Annotated in this window: 12 protein-coding genes and 1 pseudogene; 8 read left to right on the top strand and 5 right to left on the bottom strand. The window is 72.9% G+C overall.

All coding sequences use genetic code 11. The features are described 5' to 3' along the window. Positions 1 to 857 precede the first annotated feature (857 nt). The 3 genes from OG956_RS01645 to OG956_RS01635 all read right to left on the bottom strand — a co-directional run bounded on the left by OG956_RS01645 (position 858) and on the right by OG956_RS01635 (position 5141). Positions 858 to 2081, bottom strand: a complete 1224-nt coding sequence (locus tag OG956_RS01645; protein ID WP_330336100.1) for a sensor histidine kinase — start codon at positions 2079 to 2081, stop codon at positions 858 to 860. 845 nt (positions 2082 to 2926) lie between these two features. Beyond that, complete coding sequence (locus OG956_RS01640) at positions 2927 to 3958, bottom strand: sensor histidine kinase (RefSeq protein WP_330336099.1); 1032 nt, start codon at positions 3956 to 3958, stop codon at positions 2927 to 2929. A gap of 457 nt (positions 3959 to 4415) precedes the next feature. Further along, a complete protein-coding gene (locus OG956_RS01635; protein ID WP_330336098.1) occupies positions 4416 to 5141 on the bottom strand; it encodes a response regulator transcription factor in 726 nt (241 codons plus the stop codon). A gap of 203 nt (positions 5142 to 5344) precedes the next feature. Here OG956_RS01635 and OG956_RS01630 point away from each other — a divergent pair, with 203 nt between their 5' ends. Beyond that, positions 5345 to 6544, top strand: a complete 1200-nt coding sequence (locus tag OG956_RS01630; RefSeq protein WP_330336097.1) for a helix-turn-helix domain-containing protein — start codon at positions 5345 to 5347, stop codon at positions 6542 to 6544. Between the two features lie 1104 nt (positions 6545 to 7648). After that, entirely contained in the window at positions 7649 to 10501 is a 2853-nt protein-coding gene (locus tag OG956_RS01625) for an ATP-binding protein (RefSeq protein ID WP_330336096.1), read from the top strand. Positions 10502 to 10649: 148 nt separating this feature from the next. On the opposite strand, the gene OG956_RS01620 is transcribed toward OG956_RS01625, so the two are convergent. Beyond that, complete coding sequence (locus OG956_RS01620) at positions 10650 to 11267, bottom strand: TOPRIM nucleotidyl transferase/hydrolase domain-containing protein (protein WP_330336095.1); 618 nt, start codon at positions 11265 to 11267, stop codon at positions 10650 to 10652. Positions 11268 to 11488: 221 nt separating this feature from the next. Here OG956_RS01620 and htpG point away from each other — a divergent pair, with 221 nt between their 5' ends. The 4 genes and pseudogenes from htpG to OG956_RS40170 all read left to right on the top strand — a co-directional run. Then, positions 11489 to 13393 (top strand): molecular chaperone HtpG, encoded by a 1905-nt coding sequence (gene htpG, locus OG956_RS01615; protein WP_330336094.1) that lies wholly within the window; start codon positions 11489 to 11491, stop codon positions 13391 to 13393. A 159-nt stretch (positions 13394 to 13552) separates the two neighbouring features. Continuing rightward, positions 13553 to 14218, top strand: coding sequence for a helix-turn-helix transcriptional regulator (locus tag OG956_RS01610; RefSeq protein WP_330336093.1), 666 nt, complete (start codon positions 13553 to 13555; stop codon positions 14216 to 14218). 80 nt (positions 14219 to 14298) lie between these two features. Then, positions 14299 to 14592 (top strand): hypothetical protein, encoded by a 294-nt coding sequence (locus OG956_RS01605; protein ID WP_330336092.1) that lies wholly within the window; start codon positions 14299 to 14301, stop codon positions 14590 to 14592. A gap of 44 nt (positions 14593 to 14636) precedes the next feature. Beyond that, positions 14637 to 14849 (top strand): annotated as a pseudogene (locus OG956_RS40170) (hypothetical protein); the annotation flags it as partial. 55 nt (positions 14850 to 14904) lie between these two features. Here OG956_RS40170 and OG956_RS01600 read toward each other — a convergent pair. Further along, on the bottom strand, positions 14905 to 15702 hold the full coding sequence (locus tag OG956_RS01600; protein WP_330336091.1) for a PIG-L deacetylase family protein: 798 nt from the start codon (positions 15700 to 15702) through the stop codon (positions 14905 to 14907). Positions 15703 to 15843: 141 nt separating this feature from the next. On the opposite strand from OG956_RS01600, the gene OG956_RS01595 reads away from it, so the two are divergent. Both OG956_RS01595 and OG956_RS01590 read left to right on the top strand, forming a co-directional pair. Continuing rightward, positions 15844 to 16392: a YciI family protein gene (locus OG956_RS01595; protein WP_330336090.1), complete on the top strand. Its 549-nt coding sequence runs from the start codon at positions 15844 to 15846 to the stop codon at positions 16390 to 16392. Next, entirely contained in the window at positions 16389 to 16523 is a 135-nt protein-coding gene (locus OG956_RS01590; RefSeq protein WP_330336089.1) for a hypothetical protein, read from the top strand. The genes OG956_RS01595 and OG956_RS01590 overlap by 4 nt, the downstream gene beginning before the upstream one ends. The last annotated feature ends 260 nt before the right edge of the window (positions 16524 to 16783 follow it).

Below are 16783 nucleotides of genomic sequence, written 5' to 3'. Positions count from 1 at the left end.
GTGGCTGACGGGGCCGGAACGGTATTCACGGTGCCACCGGATGTTCTGTGAGTGTGGGGGGCGGTCACGGGAGGGCTGACGGTCGGAAGCGATGTGACAATGGCCGACGCGGGCCCGGCGTGCACAGTTGCGGGAAAAGCGCTCTCACCGCTTTGTGAGCGGTTGTCAGCACCCTGCACTTGGTTGGGCGTCGGTCACACGCACAACGCCGGAGATTATAGCTGTCAACTGTGTCTTATGTGTGAACCTGTGCCCCAGGAAGAAAGTGCCGAAGGGCTGCCGAAGTAGCCCGTGGCCCCCTCCGGGGAAAAGGGGAGTGCGTCCGTCTCGGCCCGCTTTGCTCATGGTTCAGGCAGTTCATACCGCACGCACGTAAACGTGAGCGCTGCTCGCTTTCGTACGGGGAGATGTTGAGGAAGCGTGAAGAGGATTCCGCCGGAACGCGGGAAATCGGGCCTGACCGGTGATCTGCTCGGCCTTCTCATGGAACGGATAATTCAACGTTCACCGACACCTCGTCACATCAGCGTCAGGCACTCAGTGCCCCATGATGTGGCAGTGCGGGTTCCGGTTGTCGGTGAATCCGGGGAATTACTCCATGAATTCTTGCTGTCGATTTCCTCTCAGAGCTTCCTGCAGCGGACCTGCCGCGACCTGTCGGCACTTGTCGGGGTCGGGCGCGGGGCTCTTGTGACCCGTCGTGTCGCGAACCGTCGGGAACCTGCGGTGGACCTGTGGTGGCACCGAGGGACAGCAGCCACCGGCAGCGGACGTCCGAGCCCGGAGCCTGGCCCGGTCGGGGTGTCGCGGCCGGCGTTCGCCCGGGAACCACGGGGTACCGCGTCCGCCGGGTGCCGTCAGGCGGGCAGCCGGATGCGGAACCAGGCGCCGCGCTCGCTCGGTTCGAGCGTCAGCGTGCCGCCGTGGGCGTGGATGATCGCCGCGGCGACGCTCAGCCCCAGCCCGTTGCCGCCGCCGGCCGCCTCCTTCGGCACGGGTGCGGTCGGCTTACCGCCGTGCACGAACCGGTCGAACGCCGTCTCCCGCAACTCGGGCGGTACGCCGGGCCCGTCGTCGATCACCTCGATGACCCGGTGGCCGTCCTCGTTGCCCAGCCCGAGGACGGTGCGTGTGCCCTCGGGCGTGTGGTGGCGGACGTTGGCCAGCAGATTGGCGACCACCTGGTAGAGGCGGTCCCGGTCGCCGACGACCGTGTACTGGCCCGGCAGGATCGTGAGCCGGATCGGATGGTGCGCCGAGGAGGCCTGTGCGTCGGCGACCGCGTCGCGGCACAACCGGGCCAGGTCCACCGGTTCGCGGTGCAGGGGCTGGCCCAGGTCGAGCCGCGCGAGCAGGACCAACTCGTCGATCAGCGCCGACATGCGCCGGGTCTCGTCCGTCATCCGGTCCATGGCCACCTCGAACTTCTCCGGGTCGGCCAGCCCGCCCATCCGGGCCAGTGACACATAGCCGGAGATCGCCGTGAGAGGGGTACGCAGCTCGTGCCCGGCGGTGGCCAGGAACTCCAGCATCCGCTGCTCCGACCGGCGCCGGCTGGCATGCTCGCGCCGCAGCCGGGCGGCCAGCCAGAGCGAGACCACCGACAGCGCGAGGATCAGGAGCAGGCTGAGGGACGCGGGTGAGGCGGTACGGCGGGATGCCGAGCGCGGGGCGGCGAACGTCACGCCGGCGCGGCTGCCGCCCGCGTCGCGGGCCAAGGCCGGGGCGGGGGAGCCCACATAGGGCGCCGTCCCGCTGGACGCGCTGGTCCCGAGTGCCGTACCCACGTGCGGCGCAGGCCGCTGCCGTGTCGGCACCGGTGTCACCCCGTGCGCGACGGACGCGGTCTCCCGCGCGCTCCCCGGGGCGAGATGGGCCACCTGCAGCCACTGCATGGGGCGCCCGGCGCCGACGAGTGACGCCGAGGGATCGTGCGCGTACGACCCCGAGACGGCGAGAACCACCGCCAGCAGCAACGCAGCCCCGAGGGCCGCCGGGCCGCGCCGTACCCGTAAGGCGTACAGGGGCGTGCCCCGCCGGAACGGCGGTCTGCCCAGGAGGCCGTCGATGGAACACCTCACCGTCCGTCCAGGTCGCGGCGTGAAAGCGACGAGAAAAAGCCTTGCTGCGGCACGATACCCAAGTTCGGGGAATCGCAGGGTTTCAGGGGCTGGCTGAGATCTTTCGAAGGGCCACAGAAGTTGACAACCAGACCTTCGCAGGTGGGCCCGCGTAGACACCTCGTGCGGGAGCGGTCGCACGCGCCGGGACGGCGCGGCGGGCACCTGCGGAACTTGGCCGCCGGGCGAGCGGCGAGTACCGGATCGTAGCGCCCCGCGACGCTCCCGTCGCCGCGTGCGACGACCGCACGAAACCCCAGTTCACTACGGCGAGTCGGGATGCGGCACAGGCCGTGCGCGATCCGGCCCCGCCGGTACTGGAAGCGTCGCCGGCGTTGCCCCGCCGGCCCCGGACCCGCACGACCCCCGTCCGGGAAAAGCTAGGGAAATCCCTGGTTTTCCCCGTGATCCGCGTGACACCCGCAGGGCGATGGTGGCCACCGCGCGCCCTTCCGGGGCGGCCCGACGGGAACCGATCAGGCGGGGAACGGCCCACCGGGCAGTGACCGCACGGCGTGCGCATGCGTGACCGCGCGACGCTCGTGTTCGGGACTGCGCGGCGCTCGTGTACGGGACTGCGCGGCGCTCGCGTACGGGCCGGCTGCGCATCGCTCGTCTGCGGGACCGTGCGGTGCCCGCACACGCGTCCGCAGAGCGCGGGTGTCTGTGACCGCATAGCGTTCGTGTTCGGGACCTCACGGCGCTCGCATGCGTGAGGGACTCGACGTACTGGATGCGGGACGCAACAGGCGTGTGGCACGGAACCGGCGGACCTGCGCGAGCAGAGCCCCGGACGGTAACCGCCGCTAGGAGAGGGCGGCCCGCGCCACCGAGGCGGTCTCGGGCCGGGCCCGCTCGTCCAGCGCGGGCAGGGCGACGTGGAACCACGCCCCCCGCTCGGTCGGCCGCAGGGCGATCGTGCCGCCATGGGCCTTCACCACGGCCGCGGCCACGCTCAGCCCCAGTCCGCGCCCCCGGCAGGGATCGCCGTCCGGCGCCGGCGGGGTGTTCTCCGCGCGGAAGAACGGCTCGAAGACGTGCTCCCGGGCCGCCTCGGGAACGCCCGGGCCCTCGTCCACCACGTCGATCACCTGACGGTCGCCGTCCAGCCGCAGCCGTACCTCGGCCGAGGTGTTCTCGGGCGTGTGGAGCAGCACGTTGGAGATGAGATGGCCGATCACCTGCTCCAGCCGGTGACGGTCCCCCTCCACCATGTGGGTCGGGGACTCCGTCACACAGCGCAGCGCGTGCCGGGCGCCGGGGGACTGCGCCCGGGCCACGGCCTCGGCGCACACCTCGGCCAGGTCCACCGGCCGCTGTTCGAGCAGCCCGCCCTGGCTCAGCCGGGCGAGCAGCAGCAGGTCCTCCACCAGCCGGTTCATGCGCTGGATCTCGCGCTGGACCTGTTCCATCGCCTGGTCGAGCCGGCGCGGGTCGTCCAGCGCCCCGATGCGGGCCAGTTGGGTGTAACCGGTGATGGTCGTCAGCGGGGTGCGCAGTTCATGACTGGCCGCGCCGACCAGTTCGTGCAGCCGAAGCTCCGCCTGCTTGCGTCGCACGGCCCCCTCCTCGATGCGCCGCAGCAGGTAGTTCAGGGTATCGGCCGTGCACTGAAGATCCCGCGGCGGTCGGGGAACCGAGGGGAGCCGCTCGGAGGGCTGGTCGCTCGCCTCCGCGATCCGGCGGGCGGTCCGGTTCATCTCCCGGATCGGCAGCAGGGTGCGCCGACTGCACCACAGGGCCCCGAGCACGAGCAGGCCCATCACCGGCACGCCGACGACGAGTTCGGCCCGTACGACGGGACACAGTGCCGCTTGTTCGCCGGACTCCGCACCCAAGGCGACCGTTCGGGCGTCGACCCGGGTCGTACGGGCGTCAACAAGTCGATCAAGACCGGCAATTGGGGCCGCGGACACCCGTACAACTCCCGGGGCGCCCGCGTCCACGAGGGTCCGACCGCCGACGAACTGCGCGATGGCGTACGTGGCGTCACCCGGAGTCCGCCCGGCGGTCACCGGCGCGTCATCGGTCCGGGGCCGCACCGCCCGCACCACACCCCCTCCGCGCCCAGTGTCGGTCGCCGCCGACACAGCCACGGACACGGGCTGCCGATCGGTGTGGTCCCGAGCCCGGTCGGACAGGGGAAGCGCGCAGTAGCCCTCCGTGCCGAGGACGCCGAGGGCGGTGAGGGCGAGGAGGGCCCTGGTGAGCCTGCGGGACTTCGGCCTGAGCGCGGGGCGGGTCCGCGCCGTCCCGCGGCGGTCCGGCACGGCGCCGGTGGCGGTGGGCACGGGTTCAGCCCTCCGTGACGTACGAGGGAGGGCTGGTGCGCACCAGATAGCCCGCTCCGCGAACGGTGTGGATGAGCGTCTGGTCGGTGTCCCCGAGTTTGCGCCGGAGGTAGTAGATGTACGTCTCCACGATGCCCGACTCGCCCTGGAAGTCATAACTCCACACGTTGTCGAGCATCTGCGCCTTGGAGATCACCTGGTCGGCGTTCTCCAGCAGGTACTGCAGCAGCGCGAACTCCGTCGAGGACAGCTGCACCGGCTTACCGTGCCGCCACACCTCCCGGGTGTCGCGGTCCAGTTCCACCCAGCCGGCGCGCAGCCTGCGGCTGTTGGACGGCGCTATCTCACGGCCCCGGCGCATCACCGCACGTATCCGCGCCACCACTTCGTTGAGGTCGAACGGCTTGGTCACGTAGTCGTCGGCGAGTTCGAGGCCGCGGATCTTGTCGGAGACGGCGTCCCGCGCGGTCACGAACAGTACGGGCGTGTGGACACCGGTGTCCCGCAGCCGCCGGCAGACCTCGAAGCCGTCCATGTCGGGCAGGACGACGTCCAGCAGGATCACGTCCGGGGCGTGCCGGGCGGCGCGGTCGAGGGCCTCGGACCCGCACGCCGCGGTGACCACCTCGAAGCCCATGAACTGGAGCGCCATCGTGAGCATGGAGGCGATGCTGGACTCGTCCTCCACGACGAGCACCGTGGACTTCGCGGACGTGTCGCTTCTGGTCATCGTGTGTGTCGCACCATCGGAGTGAGTTCGGACCTGCGCCGCCGATATCTGCTCCCGATATCCGCCGCCGAGTCGAAGGAGACAGAGACCACTTGCCGTTGTGGTCATGATGGCACAGGGGTGATCGGGCGGCTCAGGATTCCGATCGCTCTCTGAGCGAGCTTTGATGCACCTTTGATGTTCGTGGTCTTTGCTGACCGGACATGAGGACATACGCGGCGGCGACAACCGAGCCTGACCTGCTCTTCCCGGCCGAAGGGGCCCCTGGGAACGACGACGCCGACGACGCTCGGCGCCGAGTGCAGTGGGAGATCTTCTCCGCCCTGACCGAGGTCGTGTCCGGCCAGGGGGACTGGAGCACCGAGAGCGCGGCCCGGATCCGCGCGGAGGGCCGCGCATGGGCGCGGCGCGGCGGATCCGTCGACGACCTGCTCGCCATGCTGCGCACGATGACGCGCCGGCTCATCGACCGCTGCACCGTCGGCGGCCAGGAACAGGACTCCCTCGGGTACGAGGTCACCGTGCTGCGGCTCGGTGACGCGGGCCGCCGGGTCGGCCGGGAACTGAGCTGCGGCTTCTTCGAGATCGGCGCCGACCCCGCCCCCGAACTGCCGCGGCCGGCACCCTTCGCCGCCCCCGCCCCCGCCCCGGCGGCCGGCTCGGACTCCGCCCCCGGCGCCCGCGCGGTGCTCGGCGTCCGGGCGCCGTCCTGCACCCGTGCCGACATCGAGCGGGCCTTCCGGGGCCACGCCGTCACCACGGTGCTCGGCTCCCCCGAGGGCGCCCATGTGCTGCTCTGCGACACGGGCCAGAAGGAGGCCGTCGCACTGGCCCGCGCCGCTCATCAGGACCTTCCGGGCGAGGTGTGGATCGCCGTCCACCGGCAGGATCCCCGAACCGGTGGCACCGGCGCGCGGGAACTGCTCGATGAGAGTGGGCTGTCGATCGTCGACGGCATCTGCGCCACCCTCCTCGCGCTCGGCTCCCCGCCCGGCGTGTACGAACTCGACGACGTCCTGGTCGAGTACGGCGCCGCGGCCACCCCGGCCGTCTCCGAACGCCTCGTCCGCATGGTCGAGCCGCTGCACGAGCACCCCGTGCTCTGGGACACCCTCGCCGCCCTCATCGCCGCCGACGGAGTACGCCACCGGGCCTGTCTGCGCCTGGGCATCCACCGCAACACCCTCGATCGCCGGCTCCAGCGGATCGCCCTGCTCACCGGTCAGCGCCCCGAGGGTCTGCGCGGCCTCGCCACCCTGCGCGCGGCCCTCGCCGTGGTCGCGGTGACCCGCCTCCAGCGCAGCGCCCGCCGCGCCGGACACGACACGCGCGCCGCCCGCAAGCACCAGCAGCAGCCCGCGGCCTTCCCGCCGCCCCGGCGCATCGCCGCAGCGGCCTCCTGACACCTCCCTACGCGCGGTCCGCGCCTCGGACCACCGGCTCCCACCCCACGACGCCGGCCCGGACCGCAGACCCCGCCCCAACGCACCACCCCCGGCCCGGACACCTCACCCGGAACCCCGGAGAGCCGGCGAGGAGCCTGCCGCAGCCCCACCCCCTCGGCTGCCGGCCCGATGCGGCCCCCTCGCCGTCGAACGCGACCACCCTCGCCGCTTGAACGCGTCGGCCCGCACGCCGACCCCGGCCCGCGCAGCCGACCCGGCCATGAGCCCACCCCTCGCCCATGCAGCCGGCCTCGGGGCGCCCGCGCGCCCGCGACCCCCGGCGCGCGTTCCGAGCCCGGGTCTCCATGCCCGACCCCCGTCCGTGAGCCAACTCCCAGCCTGCGCACCGAATCCGGGCCGCGCAGCCGACTCAGGCCCACGAGCCCCATCCGGGCCCATGCGCCTGACAATCCGGGGGCCGCCTACTCGGACCCACCGGCCCATGCACGCGGCGCTCCGGCCCGCGCTCGACCCCGAGCAGCGCGTGCGTGCCCGAATGCCCCCTGTCCCTGCCCGAATCCCCCTCTGTCCGTGCCCGAATCTGCGTACCCGCCCACCATGCCGGACAGCTCTTCCACTCCCCGCGGCCCGACCGGCCCGAGTCAGGAAAAACACAGGTCACCACCCATGGCCCCGCCGCCTCCGCCCCTCGGCTCGACCAGCCGGCGCGGCGAACGTCCTGCCCGGCACCCGTGCCGCCGTGCCCGAATCACCTGGACGCGTGCCCGAATGCGAAAGCAACCGTGCCGCAGCCCGCACCGACCGTGTGGCAGAGCCGGTGGCGGTCCGCACCAGCCCTGGTACGGTGATCGCGCGACCCCGGCGACCAGCGGGACGACGCGGTTCTGACCAGGCCGCGTTCCTCCCCGCGCGCCCCACTCGCCTTGGTCCTCCGTCCACAGACGCGACGGCCGAGACCGGGGCCGGCTCGCCGGGGTGCGAGGAACCGACCGCACCCACGAGGCGCGTCCCGTGACCGCCTCCCGCAACAACCCCCATCGATGAAGCCCACGGACGGACCGGCGCCCCGCCGTGATCCGCCGGGCGGTGTTAGGAGTCGCGGTGGCCCTGCGCAGCGTCGGAAACGGAGAGACGACAGATGGCGAGGTCCCGCCGCGGCTCGTCGGCCGGGAAGCGGAACTCTCCCTCATTCGCGAGCAGGTCAAGGGCACCGGCCGGGCCGTGCTGCTGCGCGGCCCCGCCGGCATCGGCAAGACCCGGCTGATGAGCGCCGCGATCGACGCCGCGACCGAGCAACTGGCCCGCGACGACGCCTGCGTGCTCACCGCCAAGTGCCCGGAGAACGGCAGCGGCGCCTACGAGGTCGTCCGGTCCCTGTTCGCACCGCTGCACCTGACCGAGGGCAACACCGCGGGGCACCCGCTGCTGCGCGGCAGCGCCCGCCTCGCCCTGCCCGCCCTGACCCCGGGCCGCGCCGCCGACGCCGCCCCCGCCGACCTCTACGCCGTGATGCAGGGCCTGTACTGGCTCACCGCGGGACTCGCCGCCGAGCGCCCGGTCGTCCTCGCCGTCGACGACCTGCAGTGGTGCGACGAGGCGTCGTTGCGCTGGCTCGGCTTTCTGCTGCGCCGCGCCGAGGACCTGCCGGTCGTCCTGCTCCTCACCGTGCGCACCGAGGCCGAGGAGGCGCTGCCCGCCGCGCTGGAGGAGATGGCCGACGTCCCCTCCTGCCTCACCCTCGACGTGCACCCGCTCGGCGAGGAAGCCGTGGGCGACCTCCTCGCCCACGCCCTCGGCGGCCGGCCCGACGCCGCACTCGTCGACACCTGCATGCGCATCACCGGCGGCACCCCCTTCCTCGTGCACCTGGTGGCCGGGCGCTGGAAGGAACGCGACCCGCGCACCGGGCCCGGCGACGAGGCCGACGAGGCAGCCGGCCTCGCCCTGGTGGCCCGCTTCCAGATCGACCGGCTCACGGCCGAACGGCTCGCCGTGGCACGGGCCGTCGCCGTACTGGAGGAGGAGACCGTCGACACGGTCGCCGCCCTCGCCGGCACCCAGCCCGAGCCCGCCCAGCGCGTCGTCGAGGACCTGCGCGCCGCCGGGCTGCTGCGGCCGGACGCCCTCGCCTACCGGCACGACCTCATCCGGGAGGCCGTCCTGCAGACCCTGCGGCCCGCCGAGCGCGCCGCGCTGCACGAGCGCGCCGCCCGGCTCCTCGACGAGGCCGGACGCTCCGTCGAGGAGGTCGCCGTCCAGCTCATGCTGCTCCCGGCCAGCCCCGAGGCCTGGATGGTCACCGCCCTGCGCTCCGCCGCCCTCGGCGCCGAACTGCGGGGCGCGCCCGCCACGGCCGGCCAGTACCTGACGCGCGCCCTGCGCCACGTGCCCGACGACCTGGACCTGCTGTCCCACTCGGCCAGGGTCTTCGCGCACATCGCGCCCGGCACCGCCCTGGGCCACCTCGAACACGCGCTGTCCCTGCCGGCCGACCCCCGCACCCGCTGCCGGCTGGTCCTGCAGTACGGCGTCACCTCGCTCGGCGCCCACAACTCACTGCGCGCCTTCGACCTCGTCAACGAGACCCTCGACGTGACCGCCGGGGAACTCGGCACGTCCCCCGCCGACCAGGCCCTGCGCGCCCGCGTGGAGGCCATGGTGCTGATCTCCGGCCTCGACGAGACGTCCACCGTCGGCCGGGTCAGCCGCCGCTTCAGCGACTACACCCCGCCGCCCGGGGAGACGCCGGAAGAACGCCTGCTGCTGGGCATGCTGTGCGCGCTGCGCACCCTGGAGGGCCGGCCCGCCGCCGAGCTGGTGCCCGCCGCCGAGCGCGTCCTGCGCCTCGGCGACGGCCCCCGGGGCGGCTGGGGAGCCCTCGGCGCCTCCCTCACCCTGTTCCTGGCGGACGAGATCGAGCCCGTCCTCGCCGCGCTGAGCACACTCCTCGCCCAGGCCCGGGACCGCGGCGAGGCCTGGCAGTGCGCCCTCGTCTCCACCACCCGCGCCCAGCTGCACCTGTGGGCCGGGAACGTCACCCAGGCCCTGTCCGACGCGCAGTTCTCCCACGACCTCTTCGACCGGGAGCTGCGGATGCCGACCTCGGTCTCCCCGCAGTGCGCCCTCGCCGCCGTCCACGTGCGGCGCGGCGAACCGGAGAAGGCACGGCAGCTCCTCGACCGGATCCAGCGGCCCCGGCTGGAGCAGTTCACCCTCGAATACCACACCTACCTGATGACCCGCGCCCGCACCCGGGAAGCCCTGGGCGACCTCGAAGGCGCGCTGGACGACCTGCTGCGCTGCGGCGACAGCCTCGCCGCGGCCGGCATCGGCAACCCCGTGCTGGCGCCCTGGTGGTTCGACGCCGCCCAGCTGCTGGCCCGGCTCGGCCGCGAGCACGAGGGGCACGCCGTCGTGGAGCGCGTCGCGGCGCCGGTCGACGAGTGGGGGACCGTCCGGGCGCGCGGCATGCTGGCCCTGGCGCGCGGTGTCCTCACCCCGGGCGACACCGGCCTCGGCCACCTGACCGAGGCCGCCGACCTGCTGGGCAGGAGCCCCGGCCGGCTGGAGCACGCCCGCGCCGAATACCTCCTCGGGCGGCGCCTGTTCGACCGCGGTGACGCCCAGGGCGCCCGGACCCGGCTGCACCGCTCCATCGACGCGGCGGTCCTGTGCGGGGACAGGATGCTCCTCGACGAGGTGCGGCCGGTCCTCGCCGCCGCGCGCGGCCGGCTGCGGCGCGGCACCACCTCGCCCGCCGAGTCCCTCAGCGGCGGCGAGCGCCAGGTCGCCGAGCGCGCCGCCGCGGGAGCCACCAACCGGGAGATCGCGGAAGCCCTGTTCCTCACCCAGCGCACCGTCGAGTTCCACCTGACCAGCGTCTACCGCAAACTCGGCATCCGGGGCCGCCACGAGATCGCGGCAGCCCTCACCGACCCCCGCGCCGACGACTGAGCGCCGGCGGGCCGGCGGGCGGACGGCGCGCGGACGGTGGCAGGGCTCCCGGGCGCCCGCGCGCCGGAGCCACGGTCGAAGGTGAACGCGAGCACCCGCACCTGCGGGAAGCGACGCGCGCCCTTGACCAGGTCCCGCGCCCGGGCGGTCACAGGCTGGTGAGCAGGCCGGCGAGCGGGGCGGGGACATGCTCGGGGTCGAGGGCCTCGACCAGGACCCGGCCGTAGTGGATCTTGCGCCCCTTCTTCGTTCCGAGGAAGCGGCGCAACTGCTGCTCCGCGGTACGGTCCCGCTGGGCGGGCTGACGCAGAAATGTGCGGAGGGCGCGCAGATCGCCCTCCGCCCGGACGAGTGCCTCCACGCGCCTGACGCCCAGCGCGCGGATGAGCTCGTCCTCCAGATCCGCCGCGCAGACGAAGAACCCGTGCCGCGCCGCGCCGTCCCGCTCCAGGGCACGGGCGTAGTAGCCACGCTCGCGCTCGTCGCACAGTCCCGTCAGGTGCAGGCCCAGGCCGTGCGGACCGAGCAGCCGGGCGAAGCGCCCGACGCTCATGGCGCCGCCCATCGGCAGCACGCACACCCCCTCGGCCGCCAGGTTCCGGCCGTGGCGCGCGGCCAGCGCCTCGATGGCCGCGACGTCGCTCAGCCCTTCCAGCAGAACGGCCGCCCGGACGGGCAGCCGCACGGCCAGCTCCCGCGCGGGCCCGCCCTGGCCGCCGGCCGCCCACGCGATCACCGCCTCCCGGAACGCCTCCATGTCACTCATGGGACGAGTCTCCGCCCTTCCCGCCCACCACGGCAGGGAATTTCCCGGCGCGGACGTACCGGGGCACGGCGGCGAGAGCTTCACGGCGACAACGGCGGGGCCGGTGCGCGGTGTTCGTCTGCGGGGGAACTCCTCGCCGTGCGCGATGTGTGACCGGCGCGAACGCGTTTTACAGTGTCTGGCATCAGTTCAGGCGACAGACCTGTGAGGTATTCGCGAACATGCCGGCTGAAACGCTGGAGTTTCAGGTAGAGGCCCGTCAGCTGCTGCAGCTGATGATCCACTCGGTCTACTCGAACAAGGACGTCTTCCTGCGGGAGCTCGTCTCCAACGCCTCCGACGCGCTGGACAAGCTGCGTCTGGAGAAGCTGCGCGACGACACGCTGGACGCCGATGTGTCCGATCTGCACATCGAGATCGACATCGACAAGGACGCCCGCACCCTCACCGTGCGGGACAACGGCATCGGGATGTCGTACGACGAGGTCGGGCAGCTCATCGGCACGATCGCCAACTCCGGCACCGCGCAGTTCCTGAAGGAGCTGCGCGAGGCCAAGGACGCCGCCGGGGAGGAGGGGCTCATCGGCCAGTTCGGCGTCGGGTTCTACTCCGCCTTCATGGTGGCGGACGAGGTCACCCTGGTGACCCGGCGGGCCGGCGAGACCAAGGGCACCCGCTGGACCTCCCGCGGCGAGGACACGTACACGCTGGAGCCGGTCGACGACGCCCCGCAGGGCACCTCGGTCACCCTCCACCTCAAGCCCGCCGACCCGGAGAACCAGCTCCACGACTACACCGCCCCCTGGAAGATCAGGGAGATCGTCAAGCGGTACTCGGACTTCATCACCTGGCCCATCCGGATGGTGCCCGAGGGCTCCGGCGACGGGGACAAGACGCCCGAGCCCGAGACCCTCAACTCGATGAAGGCGCTGTGGGCGCGGTCGCGCGACGAGGTGTCCGACGACGAGTACCACGAGCTGTACAAGCACATCGCCCACGACTGGCGTGACCCGCTGGAGACGATCCGGCTCCAGGCGGAGGGCACCTTCGAGTTCCAGGCCCTGCTGTTCCTCCCCGAACACGCCCCCTACGACCTGTTCACGCGCGACTTCAAGCGCGGTGTGCAGCTGTACGTCAAGCGCGTGTTCATCATGGACGACTGCGAGGCGCTGCTGCCGCCGTACCTCCGCTTCGTCAAGGGCGTCGTCGACGCGGCCGACCTCTCGCTCAACGTGTCCCGCGAGATCCTCCAGCAGGACCGTCACATCGAGATGATGCGGCGGCGCCTGACGAAGAAGGTCCTGTCCACGGTCAAGGAGATGATGACCAAGGACCCCGACCGGTACGCCACGTTCTGGCGGGAGTTCGGCACCGTCCTGAAGGAGGGCCTGGTCACCGACCCGGAGAACCGGGACGCCGTCCTCGCCGTCGCCTCCTTCGCGAGCACGCACCACGACACCGAGCCGACCACGCTCAAGAGCTACGTGGAGCGCATGAAGGACGGCCAGGAGGACATCTACTACCTCACCGGCGAGTCCCGGCAGAGCATCGAGAACTCCCCGCACATGGAGGCCTTCCGGGACCGGGGCATCGAGGTGCTGCTGCTCACCGACCCCGTCGACGAGGTGTGGACCGACGCCGTCGGCGAGTACGAGGGCAAGAAGCTGCGGTCCGTCGCCAAGGGGCAGATCGACCTCGACGCCAAGGGCGACGACACCACGGCCGAGGAGGCGCGGGAGAAGCAGACCGAGGAGTACGCCGGTCTGCTCGGCTGGATGAAGGAGCAACTGGAGGAGGACATCAAGGAGGTACGGCTGTCCTCCCGCCTCACCGTCTCCCCGGCCTGTGTCGTGTCCGACGCGAACGACCTGACGCCGGCGCTGGAGGACATGTACCGGGCGATGGGCCAGGAGGTGCCCCGCGCCAAGCGGATCCTGGAGCTCAACCCGGACCACCAGCTGGTCAAGGGCCTCAACCAGGCGTACAAGGAGCGCGAGGACCGCACGGAGCTCAGCGGGACCGCCGAACTCCTGCACGGCCTGGCCGTACTCGCCGAGGGCGGCCGGCCGAAGGACCCCGCCCGCTTCGTGAAGCTGATGGCGGACCGCCTGGAACGCGCGCTGTAGCGCGGCACCACCGGACGACCGGCGGCCTGTCCCGGAGACCCGGGCAGGCCGCCGGCCCGGCCACGGCCGCTGCGAGTGCCACACCGGCACAGCGGTTCCCGCGGCCTCCACAGGCGCGTTGGACGATCGCGGCGACTCCCTTAGACTGCACATCCAGAGGTGGACGATCAGTCCAATCCGCTGCTCGGGGAGGCTGCTGTGGACGACGAGCACCTCATCCGTGAGGCCGAGAAGATCGCCGTGGCGTTGGGACGTATGTTCCCGGGCCTGTGCGAGGTGGTGCTGCACGACCTGCGGAACCCGGATCACGCCATCCGGGTCATCGAGAACAACCTCTCCGGCCGCCGGGTCGGTGACTCCGCCACGGAGCTGGGCCTGGCCCGCATCGAGGATCCCGAGTACCCGAGCGTCATCCAGAACTACCCCAACCGGTTCCCGGACGGCCGCCCGGCGAAGAGCACGTCCATCGGCATCAAGAACGCCGCGGGGGAGTACGTCGCGGCCCTCTGCCTGAACCTCGACGTCTCCGTGCTGTCACCGGTCACCCGCACCCTGGCCAACCTGGTGGCCACCGACACCGAGCACCCCGAGCAGCCCGTCGAGACCCTGCGGGACCGCGCCGCGCGCGAGCTGCGCCAGGCGGTGGAGGCACATGCCGCGCAGCGCGCCGCGACCCCCCGGTCGCTGAGCCGCGAGGAGAAGAAGGCGCTCGTCCGGCAGCTGCAGCGGGACGGCTACTTCGACTCGCGCGACGCCGCCCAGACCATCGCGGGCCTCCTGGGAATGTCCCGGGCGACGGTCTACAACTACGCGAGGCATCCGTGAGCCCGCGCGACGGCGACCCCGGCCGGGCCCCCGGAACTCCGCTGTCGCCGGCCGCCGCGGCTCCGCCGGCGTCGGCCCCCGTGACACCAGACGATCTTGTGGCCGTCATCTCGGACGGCATCCATACGGCCATCCGTTCCGGACGCCTCTCGGCAGAGGTGCCCGACGAGATCCGCGTGGAGCGCCCCCGGCACCGCGGCCACGGCGACTACTCGACCAACGTCGCCCTGCGCCTGGCCAGGTCCGCGGGCCTGCCCGCCCGGACCGTCGCCGCACCGCTGGTGAGCGGGGCCGCGGGGGTGGCCAGGGCCGAGGCCGCGGGCCCGGGCTTCGTGAACATGGCGACGACCCGGACCGGCACCTGGAGATCCTGATCGGCCAGCTGGTCAACCTGGTCGCGGACGGCAGGCCGGTCCGGATGAGCAAGCGGACGGGTACGGTCCTCACGCTCGACGACCTGACCGCGGCCGTCGGCGTCGACGCCGCGCGGTACGCGCTGGCGCGGGCCAGTGTCGACGCGTGGCCGCGGGCCGGTGAGGCCCCGGACGACCGCACCGGGGCCCGGCTGTGGCTCACGGAGGCCGCCAGAACGGTGCTCCGGGGCGGACTGCGACTCCTCGGCGTCTCGGCGCCGGAACGGATGCGAGACGCGGCCGTTCGCGGCCACAAGGGCGGGTCCGACGACGCTACGGGACCGGCCGGCAGGCGCCGTCGGCGGCGGGGCCGGGCGGTGCCGTGGGGCGGGTCTCGGCGAACCACTCCCGGCCGAGCAGCCATCCGAAGACGGGTGCCGGAAGGCGGACCAGCACCCGGAGCACGGGCGCGAGCCGGCCCGGGCCCGAGACCTGCGAACGATGGGCGGCCAGCGCGGCCTGCTTCCGGGCGGCGTACCGCCGGACGTCCACGGTGTGGGTGATGGCCGCGCGCGGGGTGAAGGCGGCGCGGACCGCCTCCCCGTCGTACCGCCAGGGGATCATCAGCACCCGCACCAGCTTCACCAGGCGCGCCACCGCCTCACGCGGCACGGTCGCCTCCAGCACGCGCGGCACCCCGGCGAGTTCGGCGGCACGCCTGCCGACCTCGTGCACCTTGACGTGGTCGCGGTGGCCGTAGCCGCCCTGGGCGTCGTAGCCGAGGAGCAGGGTCACGCCCTCCTCGCGCAGCACGGCGGCCAGCCGCTCGGCGGCCTCCTCCGTGTCCACCCGCGCGAAACGCGCCCGGTCCGGCGGATCCGGATACAGCACGGGGCCGTGACCGCTGTCCGCGTACCCGAGGTGCACCACGCGCTGCACTCCCAGCACGGCCGCACTGGCCCGCAGTTCGGCGAGCCGTGGCGTGTCCCCGTCCGGTGCGGTGTCCATGAGGCCGTCCGTGGCGACCACGATCACCACGCGGTGCCCCTCGGCGGCGGCCCGCGCGAGCGTGCCACCGGTCAGCAGGACTTCGTCGTCCGGGTGGGCGTGAAACGCCAGGACAGTCGCCATGAGGCCCATCCTGGCTCCAGCAGAGGGCTCATACGAGGAGAACCGTGAACTCGAGCCGTGTGCCGCGCCGTTGAGCGGGGAGGCCCGCGAGGCAACCGACAACCGCTGTGCGCCCGCGCCCGCGTGCCGGAGACTGCGGGCATGGAGTTCTTCTGCTATCACCGCGACCGCCCGGGCTCCCTTGCGCTGCGCAGGGAGTTGCTGGAAGCGCACTGGTCGTACATGGACCGGTTCCAGAAGGAGATGATCGCCCGCGGCCCGACGCTCACCGGCGACGGCGATGTGCCCACGGGCAGTGTGCACATCGTCGATCTGCCCGATCCTGCCGCGGCCCGGGCGTTCGCCTTCGACGAGCCGGGCTATCAGGCCGGTGTGTACCGGGACGTCCTGCTGCGCCGGTGGCGCAACCTGCTCGGGCGCACGATGTGGGACTTCCCCGGCGGGCGGACCGGCGGACGGCGCCATCTGGTGCTCGGCCTCGGCGAGGGGCAGGCCGCCGACCTCACCGTGCCCTCCGATCGGAGCGATCTGATCGCCTACGGGCCACTGCTGTCCGACGACGGCACCGCCTGGCTCGGTACGGCCGCACTGGTGCGCGCTCCCGACGCGGACACCGCGCGCAGCGTCCTGACCGTCGACCGCTACGCCGACATCCAGGTCCACGACTGGGAGTTCGGCGGCCGGCGGTGACGCCGGAGGACCGCCACACGCGCGTGTGGGACGTCAACGCCGACAGTGCGAACCTGCGCAACGACCGTGGCCGCCTCGTCGACTACGTCTCCTGGGGCAGGAGCCACCGCCGGAGCGGCCGGCACCACTGAGCTGCCGGGCGGTGATCCACCGCCCTGACCGCACGGAAGCCCCGGCCGGCGTCCTCGCCGGCCGGGGCTGTCCCCCGTCCGGAGCCGACACACGTCCCGGCGAGCCGCGCCCGGGCCCACGTCCGGCACCGGATGCGCCGACACGGCCGTACGCCCGCCCGTCCTCCTCCATCCCCCGGTTTCACCCCGCCGTGCCGCACCCCGATGCCCGGCTCCGGGGCGCCGGGGACTAGCGTCGTCCCGGCACGGATCCGAGCGGC

The organism is Streptomyces sp. NBC_00557, from assembly GCF_036345995.1.
In the GTDB taxonomy this organism is placed as follows: domain Bacteria; phylum Actinomycetota; class Actinomycetes; order Streptomycetales; family Streptomycetaceae; genus Streptomyces.
This window is presented reverse-complemented; position numbering and strand designations above follow the sequence as displayed.

What these genes read in the sequence shown, in the direction of transcription:
- OG956_RS01635 (WP_330336098.1), bottom strand. Translation starts at nt 5,141, where the DNA reads ATGACCAGAAGCGACACGTCCGCGAAGTCCACGGTGCTCGTCGTGGAG.
- OG956_RS01630 (WP_330336097.1), top strand. Translation starts at nt 5,345, where the DNA reads ATGAGGACATACGCGGCGGCGACAACCGAGCCTGACCTGCTCTTCCCG.
- OG956_RS01620 (WP_330336095.1), bottom strand. Translation starts at nt 11,267, where the DNA reads ATGAGTGACATGGAGGCGTTCCGGGAGGCGGTGATCGCGTGGGCGGCC.
- htpG (WP_330336094.1), top strand. Translation starts at nt 11,489, where the DNA reads ATGCCGGCTGAAACGCTGGAGTTTCAGGTAGAGGCCCGTCAGCTGCTG.
- OG956_RS01600 (WP_330336091.1), bottom strand. Translation starts at nt 15,702, where the DNA reads ATGGCGACTGTCCTGGCGTTTCACGCCCACCCGGACGACGAAGTCCTG.
- OG956_RS01595 (WP_330336090.1), top strand. Translation starts at nt 15,844, where the DNA reads ATGGAGTTCTTCTGCTATCACCGCGACCGCCCGGGCTCCCTTGCGCTG.